Annotated in this window: 18 protein-coding genes; 7 read left to right on the top strand and 11 right to left on the bottom strand. The window is 72.3% G+C overall.

The window, feature by feature from the left end; translation table 11 throughout:
* Positions 1-369: 369 nt before the first annotated feature.
* Genes ACK4LS_RS10045 through ACK4LS_RS10035 form a run of 3 tightly spaced genes read right to left on the bottom strand, consistent with a single transcriptional unit; the run spans position 370 to position 3,628 of the window.
* Positions 370-1,704, bottom strand: coding sequence for a glycosyltransferase family 2 protein (locus ACK4LS_RS10045; protein ID WP_409716678.1), 1,335 nt, complete (start codon positions 1,702-1,704; stop codon positions 370-372).
* Positions 1,701-2,690: a hypothetical protein gene (locus ACK4LS_RS10040; protein ID WP_409716676.1), complete on the bottom strand. Its 990-nt coding sequence runs from the start codon at positions 2,688-2,690 to the stop codon at positions 1,701-1,703. Before ACK4LS_RS10040 ends, ACK4LS_RS10045 begins: the two co-directional genes overlap by 4 nt.
* Complete coding sequence (locus ACK4LS_RS10035) at positions 2,687-3,628, bottom strand: WcbI family polysaccharide biosynthesis putative acetyltransferase (protein ID WP_409716674.1); 942 nt, start codon at positions 3,626-3,628, stop codon at positions 2,687-2,689. The genes ACK4LS_RS10040 and ACK4LS_RS10035 overlap by 4 nt, the downstream gene beginning before the upstream one ends.
* A gap of 67 nt (positions 3,629-3,695) precedes the next feature.
* Between ACK4LS_RS10035 and ACK4LS_RS10030 the strand changes: the two genes are divergently transcribed.
* Genes ACK4LS_RS10030 through ACK4LS_RS10015 form a run of 4 tightly spaced genes read left to right on the top strand, consistent with a single transcriptional unit; the run spans position 3,696 to position 7,778 of the window.
* Positions 3,696-4,835 (top strand): glycosyltransferase, encoded by a 1,140-nt coding sequence (locus tag ACK4LS_RS10030; RefSeq protein ID WP_409716672.1) that lies wholly within the window; start codon positions 3,696-3,698, stop codon positions 4,833-4,835.
* Positions 4,832-5,968 carry a glycosyltransferase gene (locus tag ACK4LS_RS10025; protein ID WP_409716670.1) on the top strand — a complete coding sequence of 379 codons (1,137 nt, stop codon included), beginning with the start codon at positions 4,832-4,834 and terminating at the stop codon, positions 5,966-5,968. The genes ACK4LS_RS10030 and ACK4LS_RS10025 overlap by 4 nt, the downstream gene beginning before the upstream one ends.
* Positions 5,965-6,969 carry a hypothetical protein gene (locus ACK4LS_RS10020; RefSeq protein ID WP_409716668.1) on the top strand — a complete coding sequence of 335 codons (1,005 nt, stop codon included), beginning with the start codon at positions 5,965-5,967 and terminating at the stop codon, positions 6,967-6,969. Before ACK4LS_RS10025 ends, ACK4LS_RS10020 begins: the two co-directional genes overlap by 4 nt.
* Positions 6,966-7,778 carry a glycosyltransferase family 2 protein gene (locus ACK4LS_RS10015; protein WP_409716666.1) on the top strand — a complete coding sequence of 271 codons (813 nt, stop codon included), beginning with the start codon at positions 6,966-6,968 and terminating at the stop codon, positions 7,776-7,778. The genes ACK4LS_RS10020 and ACK4LS_RS10015 overlap by 4 nt, the downstream gene beginning before the upstream one ends.
* A gap of 322 nt (positions 7,779-8,100) precedes the next feature.
* Here the strand turns inward: ACK4LS_RS10015 and ACK4LS_RS10010 are convergent, their stop codons facing one another.
* The 4 genes from ACK4LS_RS10010 to ACK4LS_RS09995 are packed head-to-tail and all read right to left on the bottom strand — an operon-like array spanning position 8,101 to position 12,948.
* Positions 8,101-9,783, bottom strand: a complete 1,683-nt coding sequence (locus ACK4LS_RS10010; protein ID WP_409716664.1) for a glycoside hydrolase family 13 protein — start codon at positions 9,781-9,783, stop codon at positions 8,101-8,103.
* A 26-nt stretch (positions 9,784-9,809) separates the two neighbouring features.
* Positions 9,810-10,727: a carbohydrate ABC transporter permease gene (locus ACK4LS_RS10005; RefSeq protein ID WP_409716662.1), complete on the bottom strand. Its 918-nt coding sequence runs from the start codon at positions 10,725-10,727 to the stop codon at positions 9,810-9,812.
* Complete coding sequence (locus ACK4LS_RS10000; protein ID WP_409716661.1) at positions 10,724-11,638, bottom strand: carbohydrate ABC transporter permease; 915 nt, start codon at positions 11,636-11,638, stop codon at positions 10,724-10,726. The genes ACK4LS_RS10005 and ACK4LS_RS10000 overlap by 4 nt, the downstream gene beginning before the upstream one ends.
* The gene (locus ACK4LS_RS09995) at positions 11,635-12,948 is read right to left on the bottom strand and encodes an ABC transporter substrate-binding protein (RefSeq protein WP_409716659.1); all 1,314 of its coding nucleotides are present in this window, start codon (positions 12,946-12,948) and stop codon (positions 11,635-11,637) included. Before ACK4LS_RS09995 ends, ACK4LS_RS10000 begins: the two co-directional genes overlap by 4 nt.
* Before the next feature lie 113 nt (positions 12,949-13,061).
* Between ACK4LS_RS09995 and ACK4LS_RS09990 the strand changes: the two genes are divergently transcribed.
* Positions 13,062-14,288 carry an ROK family protein gene (locus ACK4LS_RS09990; RefSeq protein WP_409716657.1) on the top strand — a complete coding sequence of 409 codons (1,227 nt, stop codon included), beginning with the start codon at positions 13,062-13,064 and terminating at the stop codon, positions 14,286-14,288.
* Between the two features lie 84 nt (positions 14,289-14,372).
* Positions 14,373-15,674 carry an alpha-amylase family glycosyl hydrolase gene (locus ACK4LS_RS09985; RefSeq protein WP_409716656.1) on the top strand — a complete coding sequence of 434 codons (1,302 nt, stop codon included), beginning with the start codon at positions 14,373-14,375 and terminating at the stop codon, positions 15,672-15,674.
* A gap of 114 nt (positions 15,675-15,788) precedes the next feature.
* Here ACK4LS_RS09985 and ACK4LS_RS09980 read toward each other — a convergent pair whose 3' ends face one another.
* Together ACK4LS_RS09980 and ACK4LS_RS09975 are read right to left on the bottom strand one after the other, a co-directional pair.
* Positions 15,789-16,439: a response regulator gene (locus tag ACK4LS_RS09980; RefSeq protein WP_409716654.1), complete on the bottom strand. Its 651-nt coding sequence runs from the start codon at positions 16,437-16,439 to the stop codon at positions 15,789-15,791.
* Positions 16,436-18,091, bottom strand: a complete 1,656-nt coding sequence (locus ACK4LS_RS09975; protein ID WP_409716652.1) for an ATP-binding protein — start codon at positions 18,089-18,091, stop codon at positions 16,436-16,438. Before ACK4LS_RS09975 ends, ACK4LS_RS09980 begins: the two co-directional genes overlap by 4 nt.
* Positions 18,092-18,258: 167 nt before the next feature.
* Between ACK4LS_RS09975 and ACK4LS_RS09970 the strand changes: the two genes are divergently transcribed.
* Positions 18,259-19,785, top strand: a complete 1,527-nt coding sequence (locus tag ACK4LS_RS09970) for a CitMHS family transporter (protein ID WP_409716650.1) — start codon at positions 18,259-18,261, stop codon at positions 19,783-19,785.
* A gap of 60 nt (positions 19,786-19,845) precedes the next feature.
* Here the strand turns inward: ACK4LS_RS09970 and ACK4LS_RS09965 are convergent, their stop codons facing one another.
* Together ACK4LS_RS09965 and ACK4LS_RS09960 are read right to left on the bottom strand one after the other, a co-directional pair.
* Complete coding sequence (locus ACK4LS_RS09965; RefSeq protein WP_409716648.1) at positions 19,846-20,859, bottom strand: LacI family DNA-binding transcriptional regulator; 1,014 nt, start codon at positions 20,857-20,859, stop codon at positions 19,846-19,848.
* A complete protein-coding gene (locus ACK4LS_RS09960) occupies positions 20,852-22,384 on the bottom strand; it encodes a sugar ABC transporter ATP-binding protein (RefSeq protein ID WP_409716646.1) in 1,533 nt (510 codons plus the stop codon). The genes ACK4LS_RS09965 and ACK4LS_RS09960 overlap by 8 nt, the downstream gene beginning before the upstream one ends.
* Positions 22,385-22,408: the final 24 nt, after the last annotated feature.

Below are 22,408 nucleotides of genomic sequence, written 5' to 3'. Positions count from 1 at the left end.
TGCACGCTGTTGAGTTCTCAAGGAACGGACGCACCCACAGAAACAGTCATCTCGACCTACCCGTGAGGCAGTTCACATTTGTTGCCTGCCACGCGAAAGCAACACGACACGAGAACACTTCGAGGAAGTGTGTTGTCGGTTTGTTCGCCGAGCGGCAGGAACCCAACTATAGACCAGAGAACCGAAACTCTCAAGTAGCAAGTTGGGGGTGGTCCGCCGCTTGAGGGGACGCGGGGCCTTTCGGCCGCTCCGCTCTTCCCTGTGGGGCGAACAGGTAATAACTTACGTGCGTGACGCGCGTCGGTCGAATCACGCCGCATCCCGGGCGTGTCGCGGCGTCGAGGAGGGCGTGTCGTCCCCTCCCCTTCGTCAGACGAAGCGGTCGGGACCGCCCCATCGGCCCACCCAGGCTTCGAGGTGGGGAGCCGGTCTTAGCGCGTGGAGTCCCGTGACGGTGACGGTCTCCTCGAGGTGGCCGGCGGACGTCCCCCAGCGACGCGCCCGTCGGCGTGCGCGGCGGCTGTCCGCGCGCCCGATCTCTGCTCCGTCCGGGGAGAGCAGACGCACGGTCCCCACCTCTCCCCCGCCGAGCGCGGTCAGCGCGATGCGGAGCGCCTCGCCGTCGCTCACGACGGCGGCGACGTGGAGGCGCAGCACCACCCGCGCGTCGCACGCGCCCTCTCGGACCACCACCCGGGGATCGGCATCGAGGCCCGCCCCGGGAGGGATGGCATCCATGCACACGCGCGCACGGGGGAACGCTTCGAGAAGGGAGTCGATGCACACGAAGGCCGCGGCCGCGGTCAGGCCCGCGGGCACCTCGATCTCGAGATCGGGGGTGCGGGGGAGCAGTCCCCGTCCGGCGGAGCCGTCCACCGGGATCATCGCGGCGAGCTGGAGCGTCTGCCGGTTGCCCTCTTCGGCGCGGTCGCGGTCGGCTCTCCCCGCCCAATCCGGACCGTCGTGCCAGGCCACGGCATCCGGGACGTGGGCGAGGACGGCCCCGGCCTGCCAGGCGCGGTGGGCCCACTCCCAGTCCTCGCCGCCGTAGGAGGAGAACGACTCGTCGAAGCCCCCGACCTCCTCGAAGAACGCTCGCGAGCAGGCGAGGACGGCGCTGATGACGTAGCGATAGGACCGGTCGTCGGCACGCAGGAGGTTGCCGCTACGGGAGTACGCGTCGCGCAGCCACGCGGGCTCCGGCAGCTCACGGGACGGGGCGATCGCGGCGATCGGTTCGTCGATCCCCGTGCCCGCCAGGTCCGCGTGCCGACGGCGCCCCACCGTGACGGCCTCGGACAGCAGCGCCGGCAACCGCGTCAGGCGTCGGACGTAGTCGGGCTCGGGGGTGGTGTCGGCGTCGAGGAAGCAGAGCACGTCGCCGGAACCCGCGGCCGCTCCGAGGTTTCGCGCCGCGGCAGCGCGGAACCCGCGGTCGTCCTGGCGCACCAGCATGACTCCCTCGGGCACCACGGGGGGCTCGGGCGATCCGTCGTCGGCCACGACGATCTCGAGACGGTCGCTCGGGTGGTCTTGTCGCGCGAGAGCGGCGAGGGTGCGCGCGAGCTCCTCGGGCTGGGCGTAGTGAGTCACGACCACCGTCACGCGGGGCGGCTCGGGATCGCGGTGGGCCAGGAGGTCCCACCGGTTTCCCGGGACCCACGGCATCCGGTCGTTCCAGTCCTCGGGGAGGGCGGCGCTCACGCGGAGACCTCGCTCCACCACCGGAGGTAGGCGCGGGCGGCTTCGGCGCCGCCGAACGGGACGGGATGGACGCCGTGCCACGTGCGTCCGACGTCGACGCGGGCCTCCGCCACGGCGACGGCGAGGTCGTCGGCTTCGACGACCGAAAGGGTTCCCGGACGCAGCGTCGCCATCTCGTCGACGTAGCGGTTGCGCACGGCGAGCGGGCGGCGGCCCCAGCCGATCCAGGAGGCGAGGGAACCCGACGCCGAGACATGCCGGTGCGCGATGACGGGCACCGCGACGCGGGCGACGCGGGCGGACATGTCGGCGTCATCGAGCCACCCGGTGACCTCCACCACGACGTCGACCGCGGCCGCACGGCGGACGAACGCCTCCAGGTCGGTCGCGTGCCCCTCGGACGCGCGGCCCAGAACCGTCAGTCGGCTCATGCCGGAGGCGACCGCGGCGGCCAGCGCCTCGTCGTGCCCCTTGCCCGGGTAGAAGTAGCCCAGGACGCCGATCGCATCGTCGGACGACCCCGGCGTCACCGGCCGCGCATCGACGGGGAGCGGGATGACGCCCACCTCTCCCGACCACACCCCCTCCTCGCGGAGCAGCTCGCGCTCGTGGCCGCTGTTGACGACCACGCCGCGCGAGGCCTCGATCGCGGCACGGTAGAAAGCCTGACGGCGGGGGCGGTTCCGTTCGCCGTCGGACGCCTGGGGGACGTCGTGGAGCGTGAGAGTGAGCGGATGCCGTGCGGCGAGCGCGACCACGTGCCGCGTGGCCTCCTCCGGCGACGATCCCCACAGCCGGTCGGTCACGTGGGCGTGCAGCGGCGTTCCGGCGGGGAGCGTCTCGAGCGCGGCGGGGGTCGTGACGCGGGTCGCCGCGTCGTGACGGGCCACTTCGGCGGCGATGTCGCGGGCGTACACCGCGACCCCGTGCGGCCCGGGGTGCACGAGCAGCACCGGGGTGGGGGGATCCGCGGGCGTCGAGGTCATGCGGCGTCCGCCCAGGTGCGCAGGAGCGGCGTCATCCGCTCGACGACGGCGGCCAGCAGGGCGGGGCGCTCGGCGTAGTACGACAGGTGGGCCTCGCGGACGACGGCGGCGGGGATCGTCTCGCCGGCGACGATCCAGTCGAGGCGGGGCTCGGCATCCAGGTTCCAGGCGTCGACCACCCAGTCCTCGAGGGGTGCGCGCACGGCCGCGAGGATCGGGCGACCCGGATCGACCGCCGTGCCCGGTGCGCCCAGGGCGGAGACGATCCGCTCGCCCAGGGGCAGGAACACGGCGTTGCCGGGGTGGTTGACGGTGCGGGCGAGGTCGTCGATCACGGGGTCGAACAGATCCGATGCCACGACGTCGAGGCCGAGGGCTTCACGCCGGCGCAGTTCGGCGCGCGAGGCCTCGGCGATCGCGTGCACGGCAGCGGGGGCGAGCGCATCGGGGATCGCGAGCCCGGTCGCCGCGGCGACCGTGCGGACGTCGTGGTAGGCGACGAGCGGCGGGTCCTCCGGGAACGCCGGCAGCCGCAGCACCGCCTGGAACGGGTGGAGCCCGGCGAAGCGGACGGCGGGGACCGTGACCACGTGCGCCGCGGCGGGCAGAGAACCCCGCAGCTGCGCCGTGCCCAGCGGCAGGCCGCGATAGTCGTCGCGGACGGGCTGCGTCACGAGGAAGGACGCGCCGTCGAGCAGCCGGTGCAGGCGAGCCGCATCGTCGGCGATCAGTTCGTGGATCGCGGGGATCCGGACGGCGGGCAGCGCGTCGGACGCGATCACGAGCCGCAGCGACTCGGCCTGGCAATTGCCGACGACGACTCCGTATCCCGCGGGCGCGGGCGCGTCCCCGTAGAACTCGGCGTAGTGCGCTCGACGCGCTATCACCGCGTCGCCGTGATCCGCAAGGCTGCCCAGCTGCGCCGTGTCACCGCCCATGATGTGAAGGTATCCGTCGGTGTCATCGTCGTCCCAACCGCCCCGTTGCATTGCGATGTGCCTGGCGATGCGGTACACGCACCGTCACGCACGCCTGCACGAGGAGGAAGAGAAGATCGTCACCAGCACCGTCCCCCCGGTCCGGGTCGCAGCCGTTCCCGCTGCACACCCTTACGTCATCGCCGTCGCCGACCCCGCGCACGTCCGTCTCCTCGCGGACCCGCAGCCGCCGGGCGTCCCGGCCGGTCAGTGGTGGCCGCCGCAGGTGCTTCTTCCCGCGTGGCTGAAGGCGCACGCCGCCGATTTCGACCTGGTGCACGTGCATTTCGGCATCGAGTCGTACAGCCCGCGCGAGCTGGCCGAGACCGTCGAGACACTGAGCGCGCTGGGTCTGCCGCTGGTGTACACGGTGCACGATCTCGAGAACCCGCAGCTGGTGTCGCAGGACGATCACCGTGCCTCGCTCGCGGTGCTCGCCGCGGGAGCCGATGCGCTCATCACCCTCACCGGGACGGCCGCGGACGAGGTGCGTGAGATCGCGCACCGGGCCCCCACCGTGATCCCCCATCCGACCCTGCTCGCCGACGCCGCCCGCCCCCGGGGAACCGCCTCGGACGTCACGCGGGTGGGCGTGCACCTGCGCGACCTGCGTCCCAACATCGACGGCGTCGGTACCACCGCCACCCTCGTGCGGGCGGTCGCCGACCTGCGGGCCCAGGGCGCGCGGGTCGAGGCCGTCGTGCGCATGAACGAGCGGGTCCGCGACGCGGAGGCCGCGGCATCCATCGATCTGCTGGCCCGGGATGCCGAGGGCGTCACGGTCGAGCGCGGGGAACGACTCGACGACGACGCTCTCGCTCGCTGGATCGCCGATCTGGACGCCTGTCTGCTGCCGTATCGACACGGCACCCAGTCGGGATGGGCGGAGCTCTGCCACGACCTCGCCGTGCCCGTCGTCAGCACCCGGGTCGGTCACATCGCGGCCCAGCACCCGACCGATTTCCACAGCTTCGACGTGGGGGAGCCGGTGTCTCTGGCCCGTGCCATCGTGGACGCCACCGGCCCGGCGTGGTCGGCACCGGGTTCGACGGCTCGCGAGGCGGAGGTGGAGCATCGGGCGGTCGAACGGCGCGCGGAACTCGACGCGGTTCGAGCGGCGCACGTCGCGCTGTACCGCCGGGTGATCGCGGCGGAGGCCGCGGCATGATCCGGGGCCAGCGGCCGCTGCGGGTGCTCGTCGTGGCGCCGTCGCGCTACGCGCTCCGTCAGCCCCACGCGGGCGGGCTGGAGGCGTGCGTGTGGGACCGGGTGCGGTGGCTCCGCGCCCGTGGCCACGAGGTCACCCTCTGCGCCGCCGAGGGATCGGACTTCCTCGGCGACGTCGCCGAGTTCGCCTTGCCCGTTCCGGAATGGACCCGCCCCGAGGACAGCTCCGACACGGCGTACCCGGCCGGGTACGTCGAGGCCGTCGACGCCGCCTACGACGCGGCGCTGGACCGCCTGATCGCGGATCGTCACCTGTACGACGTCGTCGACAATCACAGCCTCCATCCCGGTCCGATCCGCTGGAGCCGGGAGGCCGGCATCCCGGTCGTCACGACGCTCCACACCCCTCCCCTCGAACCGATGCTCCAGGCCGCCGCCGACGTGCGCGACAGCCCCCATCGTTTCGTCGCGGTGAGCCAGGCGACGGCACGCGCGTGGTCGGCCGAGGGTGTCGACGCCTTCGTCTTCCCCAACGGCATCGACACCGATCAGTGGACGCGCGGTGCGGGCGGGCCGTCGTGGGTGTGGTCGGGCCGCGTGGTCCCCGAGAAGGCACCGCACCTGGCCATCGAGGCCGCGCGCGAGGCCGGGGCGCACATCGTGCTGGCCGGGCGGATCGGCGACGTCGACTACTTCGAGCAGGAGATCGTGCCGCGCCTCGGTGCGCACGCCCGCTACGTCGGACCGCTGCGTCAGCCCGACCTCTGCCGACTCGTCGGCTCCTCGGCGGTGGCACTGGTGACCCCGATGTGGGAGGAGCCGTTCGGCCTCGTGATCGCCGAGGCGCTCGCCACCGGGACGCCCGTCGCCGCATTCGACATCGGCGGGGTGTCGGAGGTGCTGGCCGGGATGCCGGGATCGGCGACGGTCACGCCCGGCGACGTCGTCGCGCTCGCGAAGGCCGCCGCCCGTCTCGCGGAGGACGGTACCCGGGAACCGCTCACCCGCCTGTGGACACGGCGAGCGGCCGTGCGTCAGCACTCCCTCGCTCAGCGCTATCGCGAAGTGGAACGGGTCCTCTCGCACACCGCGCAACCCGCCGTCGCCCGGCGCGTGCCGGCGGTGTCGTGGTGATCGGCTGGTACGTCCACCACCACGGGTTCGGTCATGTCGCGCGGTTCCTCGCCGTTCGGCCGCACCTTCGCACGCCCGTCGTGGCCTTCTCGTCGATGCCCCGGCCCGCGGGTCTGACCGCCGAGGTCGACTGGATCGAGCTGCCCCCGGATGCCGATGCGTTCGAGGCCGCGGACGGCTCCCCGATGGACCCCCGCGAGGCCGACCCCACCGCGCGGGGACACCTGCATTGGGCGCCGCACGGGCACCCCGGCCACCGCTCGCGCCTCGCCACGATCGCCGCCACCGCGGTCGAGCGCGACCTGCAGGCGTTGGTGGTCGATGTGAGCGCCGAGGTCGTCGCCTTCTCGCGGCTGCTCGGCCTGCGAACGGTCGCCGTGACGCAGCCCGGGGCGCGCACCGACGCCCCCCACGCCCTCGCCTACGATCTCGCCGACCGCATCGTCGCCCCCTGGGCCCACGGCGCCGTGCCCACGGCCGGACTCTCGGCGCACGGGGACCGGGTGCTCTGGACCGGGGGGATCTCGCGCTTCGACGGGCGCGAGATCGGTCTCGAGCGCGACGAGCGTTCCGTGCTGCTGCTCGGCAAGGTGCTCGAGCCCGACGTGCGGGTGGAGGCCACCCGCCGCTTGGCGGAGCGCGGATGGGACGTCACCGCGGTGGGCCACGACGCCGCCTCCCGCGTCGACGACCCGTGGCCGCATCTCTCGCGCAGCACGGTGGTCGTCAGCGCCGCCGGGCAGAACAGCGTGGCCGACCTCGCGGCCGCCGGAGCCCGCGCCGTCGTCATCGCGCAGGAGCGCCCCTTCGACGAACAGGCCCATACGGCCGACGCCCTCGAGCGCTGGGGGCTGGCGCGACGCGCCCCCGCCCACATCTCGGCGAGCGGGCTGGTGGAGCTCGTGGAGCAGGCGGCCGGCGACCGTCCCGATTGGGCCCGTTGGCAGGTCGTCGGCGGTGCCTCCCGCCTGGCGGCGGCGGTCGAGGCGGTCCTGCCGTGAAGACGGCCGTGATCACGGTGGCCTCGCGGGCCCGCGCCGAGCATCTCGCGCGCCAGCGCCGCGTCCTCGCCGAGGTGGCGACCGACATCGTGCGGGTGGAGGCGTGGCTCGACGAGACGCCGCCGGTCGGCATCCCCCAGGACGGGACCCTCGCCCTGCACGTCGCCCCGGGACCGGGCGGTCTGCGCGTGGGCGAGGGGCGTAATCGCGCGGCGGCGGCGGCGATCGATGCGGGCGCGGAGCTGCTGGTGTTCCTCGACGTGGACTGCCTGCCGGGCCCCGGTCTGCTGCCGGCCTATCGCGACGCCGCGGCCGCCCACCCCGACGCGCTCCTGGCCGGGGCCGTGACGTACCTGTCGAGCGTGCAGCGCCCGGAGAACGCCGCCGACCTGCCCTTCCTCACGCGACCCCATCGCGCCCGACCGGCGCTGCCGCCCGGCGACACGCGGGCCGCGACCGCCGCGGAATACGACCTGTTCTGGTCGCTGTCGTTCGCCGTGACCCCGGCGACCTGGACCCGCATCGGCGGTTTCCACCCCGGGTACGAGGGCTACGGCGCCGAGGACACCGACCTGGCGTGGGCCGCCCGCGCCGCCGGCGTCGAGATGCGCTGGATCGGCGGAGCGGATGCCTACCACCAGTGGCATCCGGTCTCGTCTCCCCCGTGGCAGCATCTCGAGGACATCCTGCGCAACGGCGCCGCCTTCCACGCGCGGTGGGGCTCATGGCCCATGGGCGGGTGGCTGGAGGCCTTCGCCGAGGCGGGGGCGATCGAACGACGCAGCGACGCGTGGGTGCGGGTGCGCTGAGCGCGAGGCGGGTGGGCCCGTCGGGTGACCGGCGCCGCGGGAGGGGACCGCACGCCGACTCCGGGCGGCCCGCCCGAGGGGCAGCACCTCGTCGAGATGCCCGTGGTGGTGCGGGAGTCGATCCGTCGCGCCTGAGGCGCGCGCGGCCCCCGGGGCGGGGCGGTGTCGAGTGTCCAGAACACCCGGGGCGTTTCCGAGTTCGTCCGGGTGTTTCGGACACTCGATCGGTGGGGCGGGCGGATGCCGCACTCCCCCGTCGCGCGTCCATCACGGACGCGCGAGAGCCCCGACGCGCGAGGCGTCGGGGCTCTCGCGGCGGGACTCAGGCGCGTCGCATCCAGACCGTCGTCTCACCCGGCACGGCGTCGCCCGCGACCGGGCCGCTCGACAGCAGCACCTCGCCCGCGGGCAGCGTGGCGGGCTCGGTACCGAAGTTCGTCACGACGGTCCAGCCGTTGGGTCGCTCGAACGCCACGACCGCCGGCACCGGGCCGTCGATCCACTCCAGCTGCTCGTCGGTCTGCAGCTCGTGGCGCAGGTCGAGGGCGCGGCGGTACAGGCTCAGCGTCGACGCCGGGTCGCCGTCCTGTCGGTCGACGGCGTAGGTCGCGAACCACTCGGGCTGCGGCAGGTGAGCCCCGCCCTCGCCGAAACCGAACGCCGCACCCGACGCCGTCCACGGTAGCGGGACCCGGCATCCGTCGCGTCCGAGATCGACGCCCGGGCTGCGGAAGAAGGTGGGATCCTGCCGCTGGCCGTCGGGGATGTCGGCGACCTCGTGCAGGCCCAGCTCCTCGCCCTGGTACAGGTACGCCGATCCCGGCAGGCCGAGCACGAACAGGGCAGCGGCCCGTGCGCGACGCTCGCCGCGCTCGGCGTCGAGCGTCGGCGTCCGTCCGCCCGAGAGCAGCCACTCGTTGCCGTGCTTGAGAGTCGGGCGCCCGTCGGCGCCGCGCTCGGCGTCGGGCAGGCCGTACCGCGTGGCGTGGCGCACCACGTCGTGGTTGGACAGCACCCACGTCGTCGAGGATCCCGATCGGGCGGCGAGCGCGAGGTTGTCGGCGACGATCCGGCGGAACTGCGCGGGGTCGAAATCGGCCTCGAGCAGGTCGAAGTTGAACGCCTGGCCGAGGCTGTCGGCGCTGGCGTACAGGGGGACGCGCGAGGGGTGCACCCACGCCTCGGCGACGGCGGTGCGCGGCGGGTCGTAGGAGTCGAACACGGCACGCCATTCGGCGTAGACCTCGTGCACGTCGTCGCGGTCGATCATCGGGTGCGTGCCGTCGTGCGGCATCGCTTCGAGCTCCGCGCGCGAGGGGAGCGGCTCCCGGAGGTCTTTCGTGAGCATGTGCGCGACGTCGATGCGGAAGCCGTCGACTCCGCGATCGCTCCAGAAGCGCAGCGTCTCCACGAAGTCGGCGCGCACCTCGGGGTTGCTCCAGTCGAGGTCGGGCTGCGAGACGTCGAAGTTGTGCAGGTACCACTGGCCGTCGGCGACGCGCTCCCACGCCGACCCCCCGAACAGCGACACCCAGTCGGTGGGCGGCTCCGCACCCCCGGGCCCGGTGCCCTCGCGGAAGATGTACCTCGCGCGTGCCGCCGAGCCGCGACCGGCGACCAGCGCCTCCTGGAACCACGCGTGCGCGTCGGAGGTGTGGTTCGGCACGATGTCGACGACGACGCGGATGCCGTGGGCGTGCAGCTGCGCGATGAGCTCGTCCATGTCGGCCAGGGTCCCCAACCGCGGGTCGACATCGCGGTAGTCGGCGACGTCGTAGCCGCCGTCGGCGAGGTCGGAGGGGTAGAAGGGGCTGAGCCAGACGGCATCCACCCCCAGCTCGGCCAGGTACGGCACCCGCGCGGTGATGCCCGGGATGTCGCCCAGGCCGTCGCCGTTCGTGTCGGCGAAACTGCGGGGATAGACCTGGTACACCACGGCCTGACGCCACCAATCGGGGGCGTCGGAGAGGTCGCGGGCGTGCACGGAGGGTGCGGCGGTGGTCACGGTTTTCCTTTCGAGAGGGACGGGGCTCAGCCCTTGACGGCACCCTGCGTGACGCCGGCCATCACCCATCGCTGGGTGAAGAGGTAGGCGACGATCGCGGGGGCCATGGCCATGAGGTACGAGGCGAAGGCGACGTTGTAGTTGTTGCTGAACTGCGTCTGGAACAGGTTCTGGCGCACCGGCAGGGTCTGCAGCGCGGGATCGCTGATGATGAGCGAGGGCATCATGAAGTCGTTCCACGCGTACAGGAACGCGAAGATGCCGACCGTCGCGCTCATCGGAGCCAGCAACGGGAAGATGAGCCGCCAGAACGTCTGCCACGTCGTGGCGCCGTCGATGCGCGCGCTCTCCTCCAACTCCAGCGGGATCGAGCGCAGGAAGGCCGTGAACAGCAGCACGCTGAAGCTGAGCTGGAACATCGTGGCGAGGATGATCACGCCGAACGGGTTGTCGAGACCGACCCGCCCGGTGAGCTGGATCTGCGGCAGGGCCACGACGGGGAACGGGATGAACATCGCCGCGAGCAGGTAGAAGAACGAGTACCGGAAGAGCTTGCGATCCCAGTTGCGGGCGATGGCGTAGGACGCGAACGCGGCGAGGATGATCGTGGCGGCGACCGTGCCGGCCGTGACCAGGAGCGAGATGGCAAGCCCCACGGGGAATCTCGTGAGGGTCCACGCCTGCACGAACCCGTCGAAGCTGATCGGCGCCGGTAGCGAGAAGGCGTTGCCGTCGACCACCTGCGTGCCGCTCTTGAGCGCCATGGAGACGGTGACGTACAGCGGCAGCAGAACGGTGAGGGAGCAGAGCACCAGGATCGTCGTCGTCGACCAGGTGATGCGTTCGGCTCCGACGCGGCGGAACCGGGGCCGCGGACGCGGGGACCCGAGGAGGGCGGGCTCGGCCTGCTCGACGACGACCGCGGGCTGGGTGAGGGCGGTCATGACAGGGTGTTCCTTCCCCGGGTCAGCGAGAGCTGCAGGAGCGAGATGACGACGGCCACGACGAAGAACAGCGCCGCGTTCGCCATCTGGTAGGCGTAGTCGCCGCCGTTGAAGCCGAGGATGATCGACATCGCGACGCTGCGGGTCGCGGTGCCGGGGCCTCCCCCGGTCAAGCCGACGATGATGTCGTAGGCGTTCAGGAAGCCCTTGAAGCCCAGGATGATGTTGATCACCACGTACCCGGCGACCAGGGGCAGGGTGATGCGCAGCAGCTGCTGCGTCTTGCTGGCGCCGTCGAGGCCGGCGGCCTCGTAGACGTCGCCCGGGACCGACAGCAGGCCCGCGATGTAGATGAGCAGGGTGCCGGGGATCGCCTGCCACGCGGTCACGAGGACGATCGCGACCCACGCGAGGTCGGGGTTGGCCAGCAGGCTCGTCTCGAGCCACGGGATGCCCAGCGAGGCTCCGGCATGCGGCACCGAGTTGCTGAAGAGGAAGTTGAAGACGTAGGCGATGATGATGCCGGAGATCACCATCGGGATGACGAAGACCGTGCGCAGCGCCTTCTTGAAGCGGATCTGGGAGGTGAGGCCCACCGCCAGCAGGAACGCTGCCACGTTGACCACGATCACCGTCGCGACCGAGAAGCCGAACGTGAACAGGTAGCTCTGCAGGATCGCGGGGTCGCTGAAGATCGCGATGTAGTTCGTCAGCCCCGTGAAGTTCCACGCGCCGAGGCCGATCGAGTCGGTGAAGCTGAAGAAGATGCCGATGATCCCGGGCACCGTGATGGCCAGGGTGAACAGCACCAGCGTCGGCAGGAGGAAGAAGAGGTAGATCGGCTCGACGCGACGGGAGCTACGACGCGCCGTCGCCTTCCCGCCGGTCACGATCGTGGTCGTGGTGGTCATCGCGCGGCCTCCTCGACGGCGGCGTCGGTGGTCGAGGCCGGCGGCTGGCGGAACGCCAGGCGGGACCAGTCCTCGTCCATGGTGCGGAGCGTGGTGGCGGGCGAAGCGCCGAAGATCATCGCCTGGGCGTAATTGAAGGTGGGGATGGTCTTGGGCACGAGCACGGAGGCGCCCTGATAGATGCGCCCGTCCTCGTAGAACGGGATCATTCCGGCGACGCGGGGGTCGCTCGGCGCCGGGGCGTCGGTGGTCGGGGCGAAGCCGAGTTGCGACTCGTTGTAGGCCTGGATGATCTCGGGCCGATAGAGGTACTCGAGGAAGTCGCGCGCGGCCTCCTGGTGACGGGACGCCTCGGGGATCATCGCGGCGAGGTCCATGTTGACGCGCACCTTCAGGTCGGCCGGGTCGTCGGTCATGGGCAGCGGGAACGTGCCGACGGGGAGGTCGGGCGCCGTCTTCGCGATCTCGCCGAGGGCCCACGGCCCCTGCAGGTACATCGCCGCCTCGCCCCGGGCGAACGCGAGGTTGCCGTCGCCGTAGGCCCGACTCTCGGCATCCGGATTCGTGTAGTCCCGCGCGAGCTGGAGCATGCGGTCCATGGGCCCGGTGAAGTCCGCGGCGAACGAGACCGTCGAATCGGGCCCGACCCGGTCGCCCTCGGCGGCGAGGCCGTCGAAGAAGTCGATGACGTCCAGAGAGCCGCCGACCGCGTAGTCGTACCACCCCTGGGCGACGGTCCAGTCGTCTTTGAAGGTGCCGTAGAACGGGGTGACGCCGTTGGCCTGCAGGGTTTCGGACACCTGGAGCAACTCGTCCCACGTGGTCGGGACCGACAGGCCCAGCTCGTCGAAGATCTGCGTGTTGTAGATGACGGACGCGGCCATCACCGAGTACGGCAGCGCGCTCGTGCGTCCCTCGCAGGAGCCGTACTGATCCATGAGGGGCTGCAGGTCGTCGCGGACGCTGCCCGCGGCCTCGGTGGCGCCGAGGTCGGTCAGCGCGCACCGCTGCACGAACCGCGCGACCTCGTAGTTGTAGTTCGCCAGCATGATGTCGGGCGGGTTGCCGCGCACGAAGCTCGCCGACACGACGTCGACACCCGAGCTGTCCATCTCGACGCGCACACGGTCTTGCGAGGCGTTGTACTGGGCGACCACGTCGTTCATGAACGACAGCGCTTCGCGCTTGCTGAAGGTGAAGCGGATGGTCTCGCGCCCGTCGGCCGAGCACCCGGCGAGCAACGCCGCGCCGAGCACCCCCACCGCGGTCGCGGCGACCCATCGTCGCCCCGCCCTGATCGTCTTCGACACCCGTTCCTCCTTCGCCGCACTGCGAATATGTTGTGTCGACGAGTAAATCTACTCGCCAAATCAATGTCGTGCAGGCAGTATTGCAGCAGATCGAAAAGGGGTCAAGAGTGCCGATGGATGCCACGACCGCGACGCCGTCGCTGCGACGCCACAGCCTCGACGCGGTGCTGGGCCATGCCTGGGATGCCGAAGCGTTCACGGCCAGCGACGTCATGGCGCACGTCGGTCTCACGCGTTCCACCACCATCGACGTCCTCGACGAGCTCGCCGGTCGCGGCCTGCTGACGGAGATGCCGAACGCCCGCGCGGTCGGCGAGTATTCGAAGGGCCGCCCCGCGCGCCGGTTCGCCTTCCGCCCCGACGCCGGGCTGGTGGTGGGCGTCGACGCCGGTCGCGGCCATGTCACCGCGACGGTCGCCGACCTGCGCGGCACCCCCTTGGCCACCTCGCGGCTCACCGTCGATCCCGAGCGCGACGATCCCGGGCGCCGCCGGCGGGCCGCCGAGGCCACCGTCGAGGCGACCCTGAAGCGCGCACGTCGCGCGCGCGGCGACATCGTCGCGCTGAGCGTCGGCGTGCCCGCCCCCGTCGACCGGGCGGGACGCTCCCCCGCCCATCACGACGGCTTCTGGGAACGGATGAACCCCGGCTTCGTCGACACCTTCGCGAGCTGGTCGCCGGTGGTGCGCGTGGAGAACGACGCCTCGCTGGCCGCGGTCGCCGAGCGGGCGAGGGGGGCGGCGGTGGGTTGCGACGACTTCGTCGCCCTGCTCGCGGGAGAGCGGTTCGGCGCGGGGGTCTGGGTCGACGGCCGGCTGCTGCGCGGAGCGCACGGCGGCGCGGGCGAGACCGTCGCTTTCGATCGCGTCGACGGGGTGGGCAGCGCGCTCGGCCTCGCGCCGCGCTGCGTCGACGCCGCCCGCGCGGCGATCGCCGCCGGCATCCTGCCCTCCGACAGCGCCCTCTCGCGCGCCGATCCGAAGACCCTGGATGCCAAGACCGTCCTCGATCTGGCCGCCGCCGGCGACACGGGGGCCCTCGCCGTCGCCCGGGAAGTGGGCGGGGCGCTCGCCGGCGTCGCCGGAATGTTCGGCAGCCTGTTCGACGTCGGCCGCGTGATCGTGTCGGGCGCGATCGCCTCGGGCGCCGAGCCCATCATCGCCGCCGCCGTCGCCGCGCTCCCCCGCGCGCTCGATCTTCCCGCGCCCGACATCGTGGCCTCGCCTCTCGGCGCCGACATCGTCTCGATCGGCGCGGTCGCCGCAGCGGTCGACGCCGCTCGCGCGCACGCGCTCGACCTGGAGGCGTTCGCGCTCCCGCACGACCACGGGCGGGCCTGAGCCGCGCAAGCCCCGTCGGCCGGTGGACCCGGGCGGATAGCGTCGAAGGCGTTCGGCACCGACCCGCCGGGCGGAGGAGATGTCATGCCCGTGTGGCCCGAACACGTCATGTGGTGGCACGTCTACCCGCTGGGTTTCGTCGGCGCGCCCATCCGCGACGGAGTGGACCCGGATGCCGAGCCCGAGTCACGCCTCGACCGCCTCGAGCCGTGGCTCGACCACGTGATCGAGCTCGGGCTGAACGGCCTGCTGCTCGGTCCCGTCTTCGCCTCCGAGACCCACGGCTACGACACCGTCGACTTCTTCCGCATCGATCCGCGGCTCGGCGACGACGCCGCGTTCGATCGACTGCTCGCGGCGGCGCGGGAGCGCGGCATCCGGATCCTCCTCGACGGCGTCTTCAACCACGTGGGGCGCGGGCACCCGGCGTTCCAGGCCTTCGCCGACGGTGGCGACGACCCGGGCCTGTTCCGCGCGCGGCGGACCGACGGCCGCGTCGACGCCGACGTGTTCGAGGGCCACGACGCGCTCGTCGCGCTCGATCACTCCGCCCCCGCCGTCGCCGACCTCGTCGTCGACGTGATGAACCACTGGCTCGAGCGTGGGATCGACGGATGGCGGTTGGATGCGGCATACGCGGTCCCGCCCGCGTTCTGGGCCGAGGTGCTGCCGCGCGTGCGCGAGCGCTTCCCCGAAGCGTGGTTCCTGGGCGAGGTCATCCACGGCGAGGCGGCCGACCTCGTGCGGGAATCGAGCATGGACTCCCTCACGCAGTACGAGCTGTGGCAGGGCATCTGGCACGGGATCGCCGACCGCAACCTCTTCGAGCTGAGTCACGCCATCGAGCGCCACGACGAGCTGCTCGCCACGTTCGTCCCGCAGACCTTCGTCGGCAATCACGACGTGACCCGCATCGCCTCGGCGGTCGGCGCCGACCGCGTGCCGCATGCTCTCGCGGTGCTGTTCGCCGTCGCGGGCACCCCGTCGGTCTACGCCGGCGACGAGTTCGGGTGGACGGGCGTGAAGGAGGAACGCATCGGCGGCGACGACGCGGTGCGGCCGGAGTTCCCCGCAAACCCCGACGACGTCGACGCCGACGCCGACGCCGACGAGCGCATCCTGCGGGCGCACCAGGCGCTCCTCGCCCTCCGGCGTCGCAAGCCGTGGCTCTGGCGTGCCCACACCGACGTGATCGAGGTCGCCAACACCGCGGTGGCGCTGCGCACCGCCGTCGGCGACGACGCCGTGGTCGTCGCGCTCAATATCGGCGACGACCCGGTCTCGCTGCCCGTCGCCGACGGCCGCACCCTGGTCGCCGGCGAGGGCTCTCCCGCCGACGGCCGCATCGACCTCGGCCCGCGCGGGTGGGCGGTGCTGGAGGCCTGAGTCCGCGGCATCGGCCACTCGATCGGCGTCTCGGTCTCGGCGTGACGCGTCCCCCTGAAGTCGGCACCAGGAAGGGGCGCCGTCGACGTCCGGCAGCGCGACGCGCTTCGGCAGTCAGGCCCCGGCGCGGAAGCGGTGCTCGGGCCGACCCGTCGTCCCGTACCGCAGGCTCACCTGCACCAGTCCCCGTTCGGCGAGGGCGGTGAGGTGGCGTTGGGCGGTCGCGCGCGAGACGCCGATGCGTTCGGCGACCTCGGTGGCCGACGCCTCGTCGGCTCCGAGGGCGGCCAGCACGGTCTGCTCGGTCGCCGAGCGCGCGAGCGAGGGTCCCTCGCGCTCCCCGCGCATCACGGATGCCGCCCGGTCGATGTCGTCCTGGGCGAGCGGCCGCGCGCTGGAGAGGAGGTTGCGGTAGCGGGCGTAACGCTCGAGGCGCTCCGCGAGGACGCGCGTGTCGAACGGCTTCACGAGGTACGCCGACGCCCCGGCCGCGAACGCCCGGCGCACGGTCGCGGCATCCGTCGCCGCCGACAGCACGAAGGCATCGACGGATGCCGAGCGGACGAGCTCGATCCCGTCGCCGTCGGGCAGATACACGTCGGCGAGCAGCAGGTCGGGCGCGTGAGCGGCGAGGGCGGCGCGGGCCTCTCCCACCGTGCGCGCCGGTTCCAGCGCCACGAACCCGGGACGGGCCGAGACCGCGTCGCGGTGCAGGCCCGCGACGCGGAAGTCGTCGTCGACGACGAGCACACGGATGTCGGTCATACGGACTCTCCCTCTCCCTGCGCGGGCTGCGGTGCCGGGCTCTGCGGATCCGCGCGCAGCACCCCGGGAAGGCGGGCTGCCACCACGGCGCCGCGTCCGCCGCCACCGGCATCGACCACCCAGACCTCGCCGCCCCGGCGCCGCGCGAACTCGCGCGAGAGCGGCAGACCGATGCCGAGACCGTGCACGGCGGCGGGATCGTCGTCGCGCTCGCGCGGGGCGAAGACCGCCTCGGCGTCGGCGATCCCCGAGCCGGTGTCGCTCACCGTCAGCACGACCGCGTCGCCGTCGCCCAGCACCGCGACCTCCACCTCGCGCGGCTCGGGAGCGGATGCCGTGGCGCTGACGGCGTTGTCGAGGAGGTTGCCGAGCACGGCCACCACGTCTTCCACGTCGTGCACGGTGCCGCGCAGGAACGTGTCGTCAGAGACCCGCAGCGCCACACCCCGCTCCCGTGCGGCGAGCGCCTTGGCCCCGAGGAACGACTGCAGCATCGCGTCGCCGACGAGATCGATGCCGGGCACGGCCCAGTCCACCGAACCGCGGTCGACGAGGTCGGCGAGGAAATCACGGGCGTCGGCGGTGCGGCCGGCGTCGAGCAGCCCCACGGCCGCGTGCAGGCGGTTGGCGTTCTCGTGCCGCTGCACGCGCAAGGCGTCGCCCATCGCGCGGACGCTGTCGAGCCTGCCCGACAGCGCGGCCACGGCGGTGCGATCGCGGATCACCGCGACCCGCCCCAGGGCGCGGGCGCCGCGGCGCACCGGCCGCACGTCGATGAACACGACCCGGTCGCCGACCGGCAGACCCGCGCTCGCCCCCACGCCGGCGAGCGCGATGGCGATGGCGGGCGGGAGGTCGAGGTCGGCGAGCGGTCGGCCCACGGCATCCGGGATGCCGAGCAGTCGCTCGGCTGCGGCGGTGCACACGCGAACGACGCCCGTGTCGTCGATAGCGAGGACGCCCTCGTCGGCGCTCTCGAGCACGGCGGTCTGGGTCTGCACCAGCGCCACGAGCTCCTCCGGCTGAACCCCGAGGGTGAGGCGTTCGAGGCGTCGGCGCATGAGCAGGGCGACGATCGCCCCGATCGCGACGGCCGAGAACACCGCGAGGGCGATCCCCGCGAGCAGGGCGGGCAGGTCGTCGAAGACGCTCGCGCGCTCGAAGCCGACGCTCACCTCGCCGACCGGGGCGCCGCCGTCGGGCGGATAGACCGGCACCTTGGCCCGGGCGGACTCCCCCAGCGTCCCGGTCTCCCATGTGACGACCTCGCGACCGGCGAGCGCATCGGCGTAGCTCGTGCTGACCACCTGGCCGAGACGATCGGGATCAGGGTGGGCGAGGCGGATGCCGTGGTCGTCGGTGATCACCACGAACAGGCCCTCCGTGCGGTTCGTCACGTCGGCGGCGTACCGCTCCAGCACGCCGTCCCGGAGGCTCGCGGCATCCGGGGTGCCCGGGTCGGCGGAGAACTCGGCGACCCGCTCGCGCACCTGCGGCGACTCGGCGACCGAGCGGGCGATGTTCAGCGCGGAGGAGTCGGCCTCGGCCCTGAGCTGCTGCACGCCGAGCCAGGCGAACACCGCGGTGCACACGGCGACGACGGCGACCTGGGTCGCGACCTGCACGACGAGCATCCTGGTGGCGAACCGCATGCGCACCTCCGAGCTCGAGCGACGTCGTCGTGCGCGAAATGCGCAGAACACACGGTACGCGCTTAACGCGGCGCAATGCGAGCAAGAGCGCGCTCGGGGGCACGGCATCCGTAGTGTCGCCGGATCGGCAGCGCGAGAGCCGCGCCCGTCACGACGAAGGAGTCGCGATGACCCCCCTGATCCTTGCGGCCGACACGGCCGAGTACCCGGTGGCGTACACGCCCGCCGACGGGGTGCTCGTGGCCCTCGGCTTCCTCATGGTCCTGTCGTTCATGGCGCTGATCATGACGCGGCGCCTGACCCCGATGGTCGCCCTCATCGTGGTGCCCACGGTGTTCGGCCTGATCGCCGGTGCGGGTTTCGGCCTCGGCGACATGGTGATCGACGCGATCGGCAAGATGGCCCCCACCGCGGCGCTGCTGCTGTTCGCGATCATGTACTTCGGCATCATGATCGACGTCGGCTTGTTCGACCCGCTGATCCGCGTCATCACGCGTGCCCTCGGCGACGACCCGGCCAAGATCGTGCTCGGCACGGCGATCCTCGCCGGCGCCGTGTCGCTCGACGGCGACGGCTCGACCACGTTCATCATCACCACCTCGGCGATGCTGCCGCTGTATCTGCGTCTGGGCATGAGCCCCGTCGTGCTCACCTGCGTCGCCGGCCTCATGAACGGCACGATGAACATCGTGCCGTGGGGCGGCCCCACCGTGCGCGCCGCGACCGCCCTGGGCCTGCAGCCCACCGACGTCTTCGTGCCGATGCTCCCCTCGCTGCTCGCCGGTCTCGTCGTCGCCCTCGCCTTCGCGTGGTTCCTCGGCCTGTCGGAGCGCAAGCGCCTGGCCGGCTCGGTCGACACCGCCAAGATCGAGGGCACCGGCGGCTTCGGTCGCCTCGGCGCCCCCAAGATCTTCCGCGGCGCCGAGCACAAGCCGGGTGCCCTCGCGTCGCTGCGCACCGGCAACATCGTCACCGTGCGCGGCGGCCGCGACGCCGTCGCCGCCCCGCAGCTGGTCGAAGCCGCCGACACCGCGATGGCCGACACGATGCTCGACCCCAACCGCGCCACGCTGCGTCCGAAGCTGATCTGGTTCAACCTCGTGCTCACGGCCGCGGTCATGGTGCTGCTGGTGCTCGATCTCTTCCCGCTGGCCTTCGTCTTCATGGTCGGTGCCGCGATCGCACTCATCGTCAACTTCCCCACGCTCCGCTCGCAGGCCGACGAGATCGTCGCCCACGCGCCGAGCATCGTCGGTGTCGTGTCGATGGTGCTGGCCGCCGGCGTGCTGGTGGGCGTGCTGAACGGCACGGGCATGGTCACGGCGATGGCGTCGTGGATCACCGAGGTCATCCCCCCGTCGATGGGCCCCTTCCTCGCCGTCATCACCGGCGTGCTGTCGATCCCCTTCACGTTCTTCATGTCGAACGACGCGTTCTATTTCGGCATCCTCCCGGTGCTCGCCGAGAGCGCCGCGACCTACGGCATCGCCCCGGTCGAGATGGCCCGCGCCTCGATCACCGGTCAGCCGGTGCACCTGCAGAGCCCGCTCGTCCCGGCGATCCTCCTGCTCGTCTCGCTCGCGGGCGTCAACCTCGGCGATCACCACAAGAAGGTGCTGTGGCGCGCGACCGTCGTCTCGCTCGTGATGCTCGCGGTGGGCGTGCTGGTGGGAGCGGTGCCGCTGCTCGGCTGATCCCGCACGTAGGAAGGACCCCGGATGCCGTGGCATCCGGGGTCCTTCCGTTTCCGCGCGTCAGCGGGACGCGGGGGCCGACCCCCGCACGATCAGCCGCGTCGGCAGCGGGGTGCTCTCGGTGACGGTGTCAGGCTCCTCGACCAGGAGCAGCACCTTCTGCATGAGGATCTCGCCGAGCGCGGCGAAGTCCTGGCGCACGGTCGTGAGCGAGGGATGCACGAACGCGGCCTCGGGCACGTCGTCGAAGCCGACGACCCCGATGTCCTCGGGCACGCGCAGTCCCCGCTCGCGCAGGGCCGACAGCACACCGATCGCCATGTGGTCGTTGGCGACGAAGATCCCCTCGCCGGGGCTGAGGTCGGCTTCGGAGGCGATGCGGTAGCCGCTCGATGCCGACCAGTCGCCGTGGACCGCGGGCGTCGACTGGGCGCGAGCGGCAGCGATCTCCTCGCGCCACCCGCGGATGCGCTCGACGGCGTCGGGGTTGCGGGCGGGTCCAGCGATGTGGCGAACCGTGTCGTAGCCGGCCTCGAGCAGGTGCCGCACGGCGCTGCGGGCGCCGCGGTACTGGTCGATCGCGACGAGCCGCGGGTGGGGGCGGCCGGTGGTGGCGGCGGCGACGATCGGGATGTCGATGTCCAGCGCCTGCACGGCGGCGAGCACCTCGGTGTCGACCACGACGAGCACGATCGCATCCACGCGCTGCTTGAGCAGCCCGTCGATGGCGGTGCGCACGGCCGCGACGTCGTTCTGCGGCGAGCTGATGGCATCCACGTTGTACCGGGCGGCGCGGGCCGCGAAGTTGAAGTTCATCGCGATCGACGAGGGTCCGAAGTCGACCGTCCCCGGCGTGACCAGGCCGATCGTGCGCGTGCGGCGCGTGACGAGGGCGCGCGCGGCGGGAGAGGGACTGTACCGCAGCTGCGCGATCGCCTGCTCCACGCGGGCGCGGGTCGCGGGACGCACGTTGGGCATGTCGTTGAGCACGCGCGAGACCGTCTGGTGCGACACCCCGGCCAGGCGGGCGACGTCGAAGATGTTGGCGGTGCGCGAGGCTTTGTCGTCAGCCACCGCCGCCCTCGTCCCCGCTCGTGTGGCCCGCGACGAGCGCGAGCAGCGCGTCGGAGGTGAGGTCGGCCGCCGGAACGATCTGCGCGAGGACGCCGTCGCGCATGACCGCCACGAGGTGGGCGACGCGCAGCACCTCGTCGAGTTCGGCGGAGATGTAGACGATCGACAGCCCGTTGTCGCTCAGCTCGCCGACCAACCGCTGGATCTCGGCCTTCGCCCCCACGTCGATGCCCCGCGTGGGCTCGTCGAGCACGATGAGCCGCGGCGAGAGCGCCAGCAGGCGCGCGAGCAGCACTTTCTGCTGGTTGCCGCCCGACAGCGTCGACACCGGCCGGTCGATGTCGGCGGGGCGGATGTGCAGCGCCTCGACCCAGCTCAGGGCGAGCTCGCGGCGGCGCGCGGTGCCGATGCGGTGGAAGATCCCCCGCTGCGCTTGGAGGGCGAGGGTGATGTTGTCGAGCACGCTGAGGTCGCCGATGACCCCCTCGGTGCGGCGATTCTCGGACGAGTACGCCACGCGCCGTCGGATCGCCTCGCGCGGATCGCCGAGGCGCGCGACCTCGCCGTCGATGCGCAGTTCGCCGCCGTCGGGGCGGTCGACTCCCGTGAGGGCGCGGGCCAGTTCGCTGCGCCCCGAGCCCAGGAGCCCCGCCACGCCGATGACCTCGCCCTCGGCGATGTCGAGGTCGGCCTCGTGCAGGCGGCCACCGGATGCCAGACCTCGGGCGCTGATGACGCTCGGCCCGTCGGCGGGTTCGACCTCGCGCTGCCCGAGCGGGGCGAGCACGTCGGCCGCGGCACCGAGCATCTTCTCGACCAGGTCGATGCGCAGCAGCTCCCGCGTGCCGTACTCGCCGACGAGGCGCCCGCCGCGCAACACGGTCACGCGGTCGCAGATCTCGTAGACCTGGTCGAGGAAGTGCGAGACGAAGACGATCGCGATGCCCTGCGTCTTCAGGTCGCGGATGACGCGGAACAGCTCGGCGACCTCGTCGGCATCCAGGCTCGAGGTGGGCTCATCGAGCACGAGCACCTTGACCTCGGTCGAGACCGCGCGCGCGATCGCCACGAGCTGCTGCACCGCGAGCGGATGCGATGACAGCACCGAGGCCGGATCGACGTCGACGCCGAGCCCGCGCAGCGCGTCCTCCGCGCGGGCGCGCATCTCGCGGTGATCGATCACGCCCCAGCGGCGCGGTTCGCGTCCGAGCGAGATGTTCTCGGCGACGGTGAGGTTGGGCAGGAGGTCGATCTCCTGGTACACCGTGGAGATGCCCTGGGCCTGGGCATCGGCCGGCGAGGAGAAGCGCATCTCGCGCCCCTCGAGCAGGATCTCGCCCGCGTCGAGGCGCAGCGCCCCCGTGATCGCCCTGATGAGCGTGGACTTGCCGGCGCCGTTCTCGCCCATGAGCGAGTGCACCTCGCCGGGGAGCAGACGGAAGTCGACATCGGCGAGGGCGGACTCGACCCCGAAACGCACCGTCGCTCCGCGCACCTCGAGGAGGGGCGGAGCGACGGCGGACATGGGGTCAATCATGCCCGCGCCGAA

Origin of the sequence: Microbacterium sp. (genome assembly GCF_046295495.1) — a bacterium.
Taxonomy (GTDB): Bacteria; Actinomycetota; Actinomycetes; order Actinomycetales; family Microbacteriaceae; genus Microbacterium.
The sequence above is the reverse complement of the archived record's forward strand: the minus strand, read 5'-3'. Positions and strand labels throughout refer to the sequence as shown.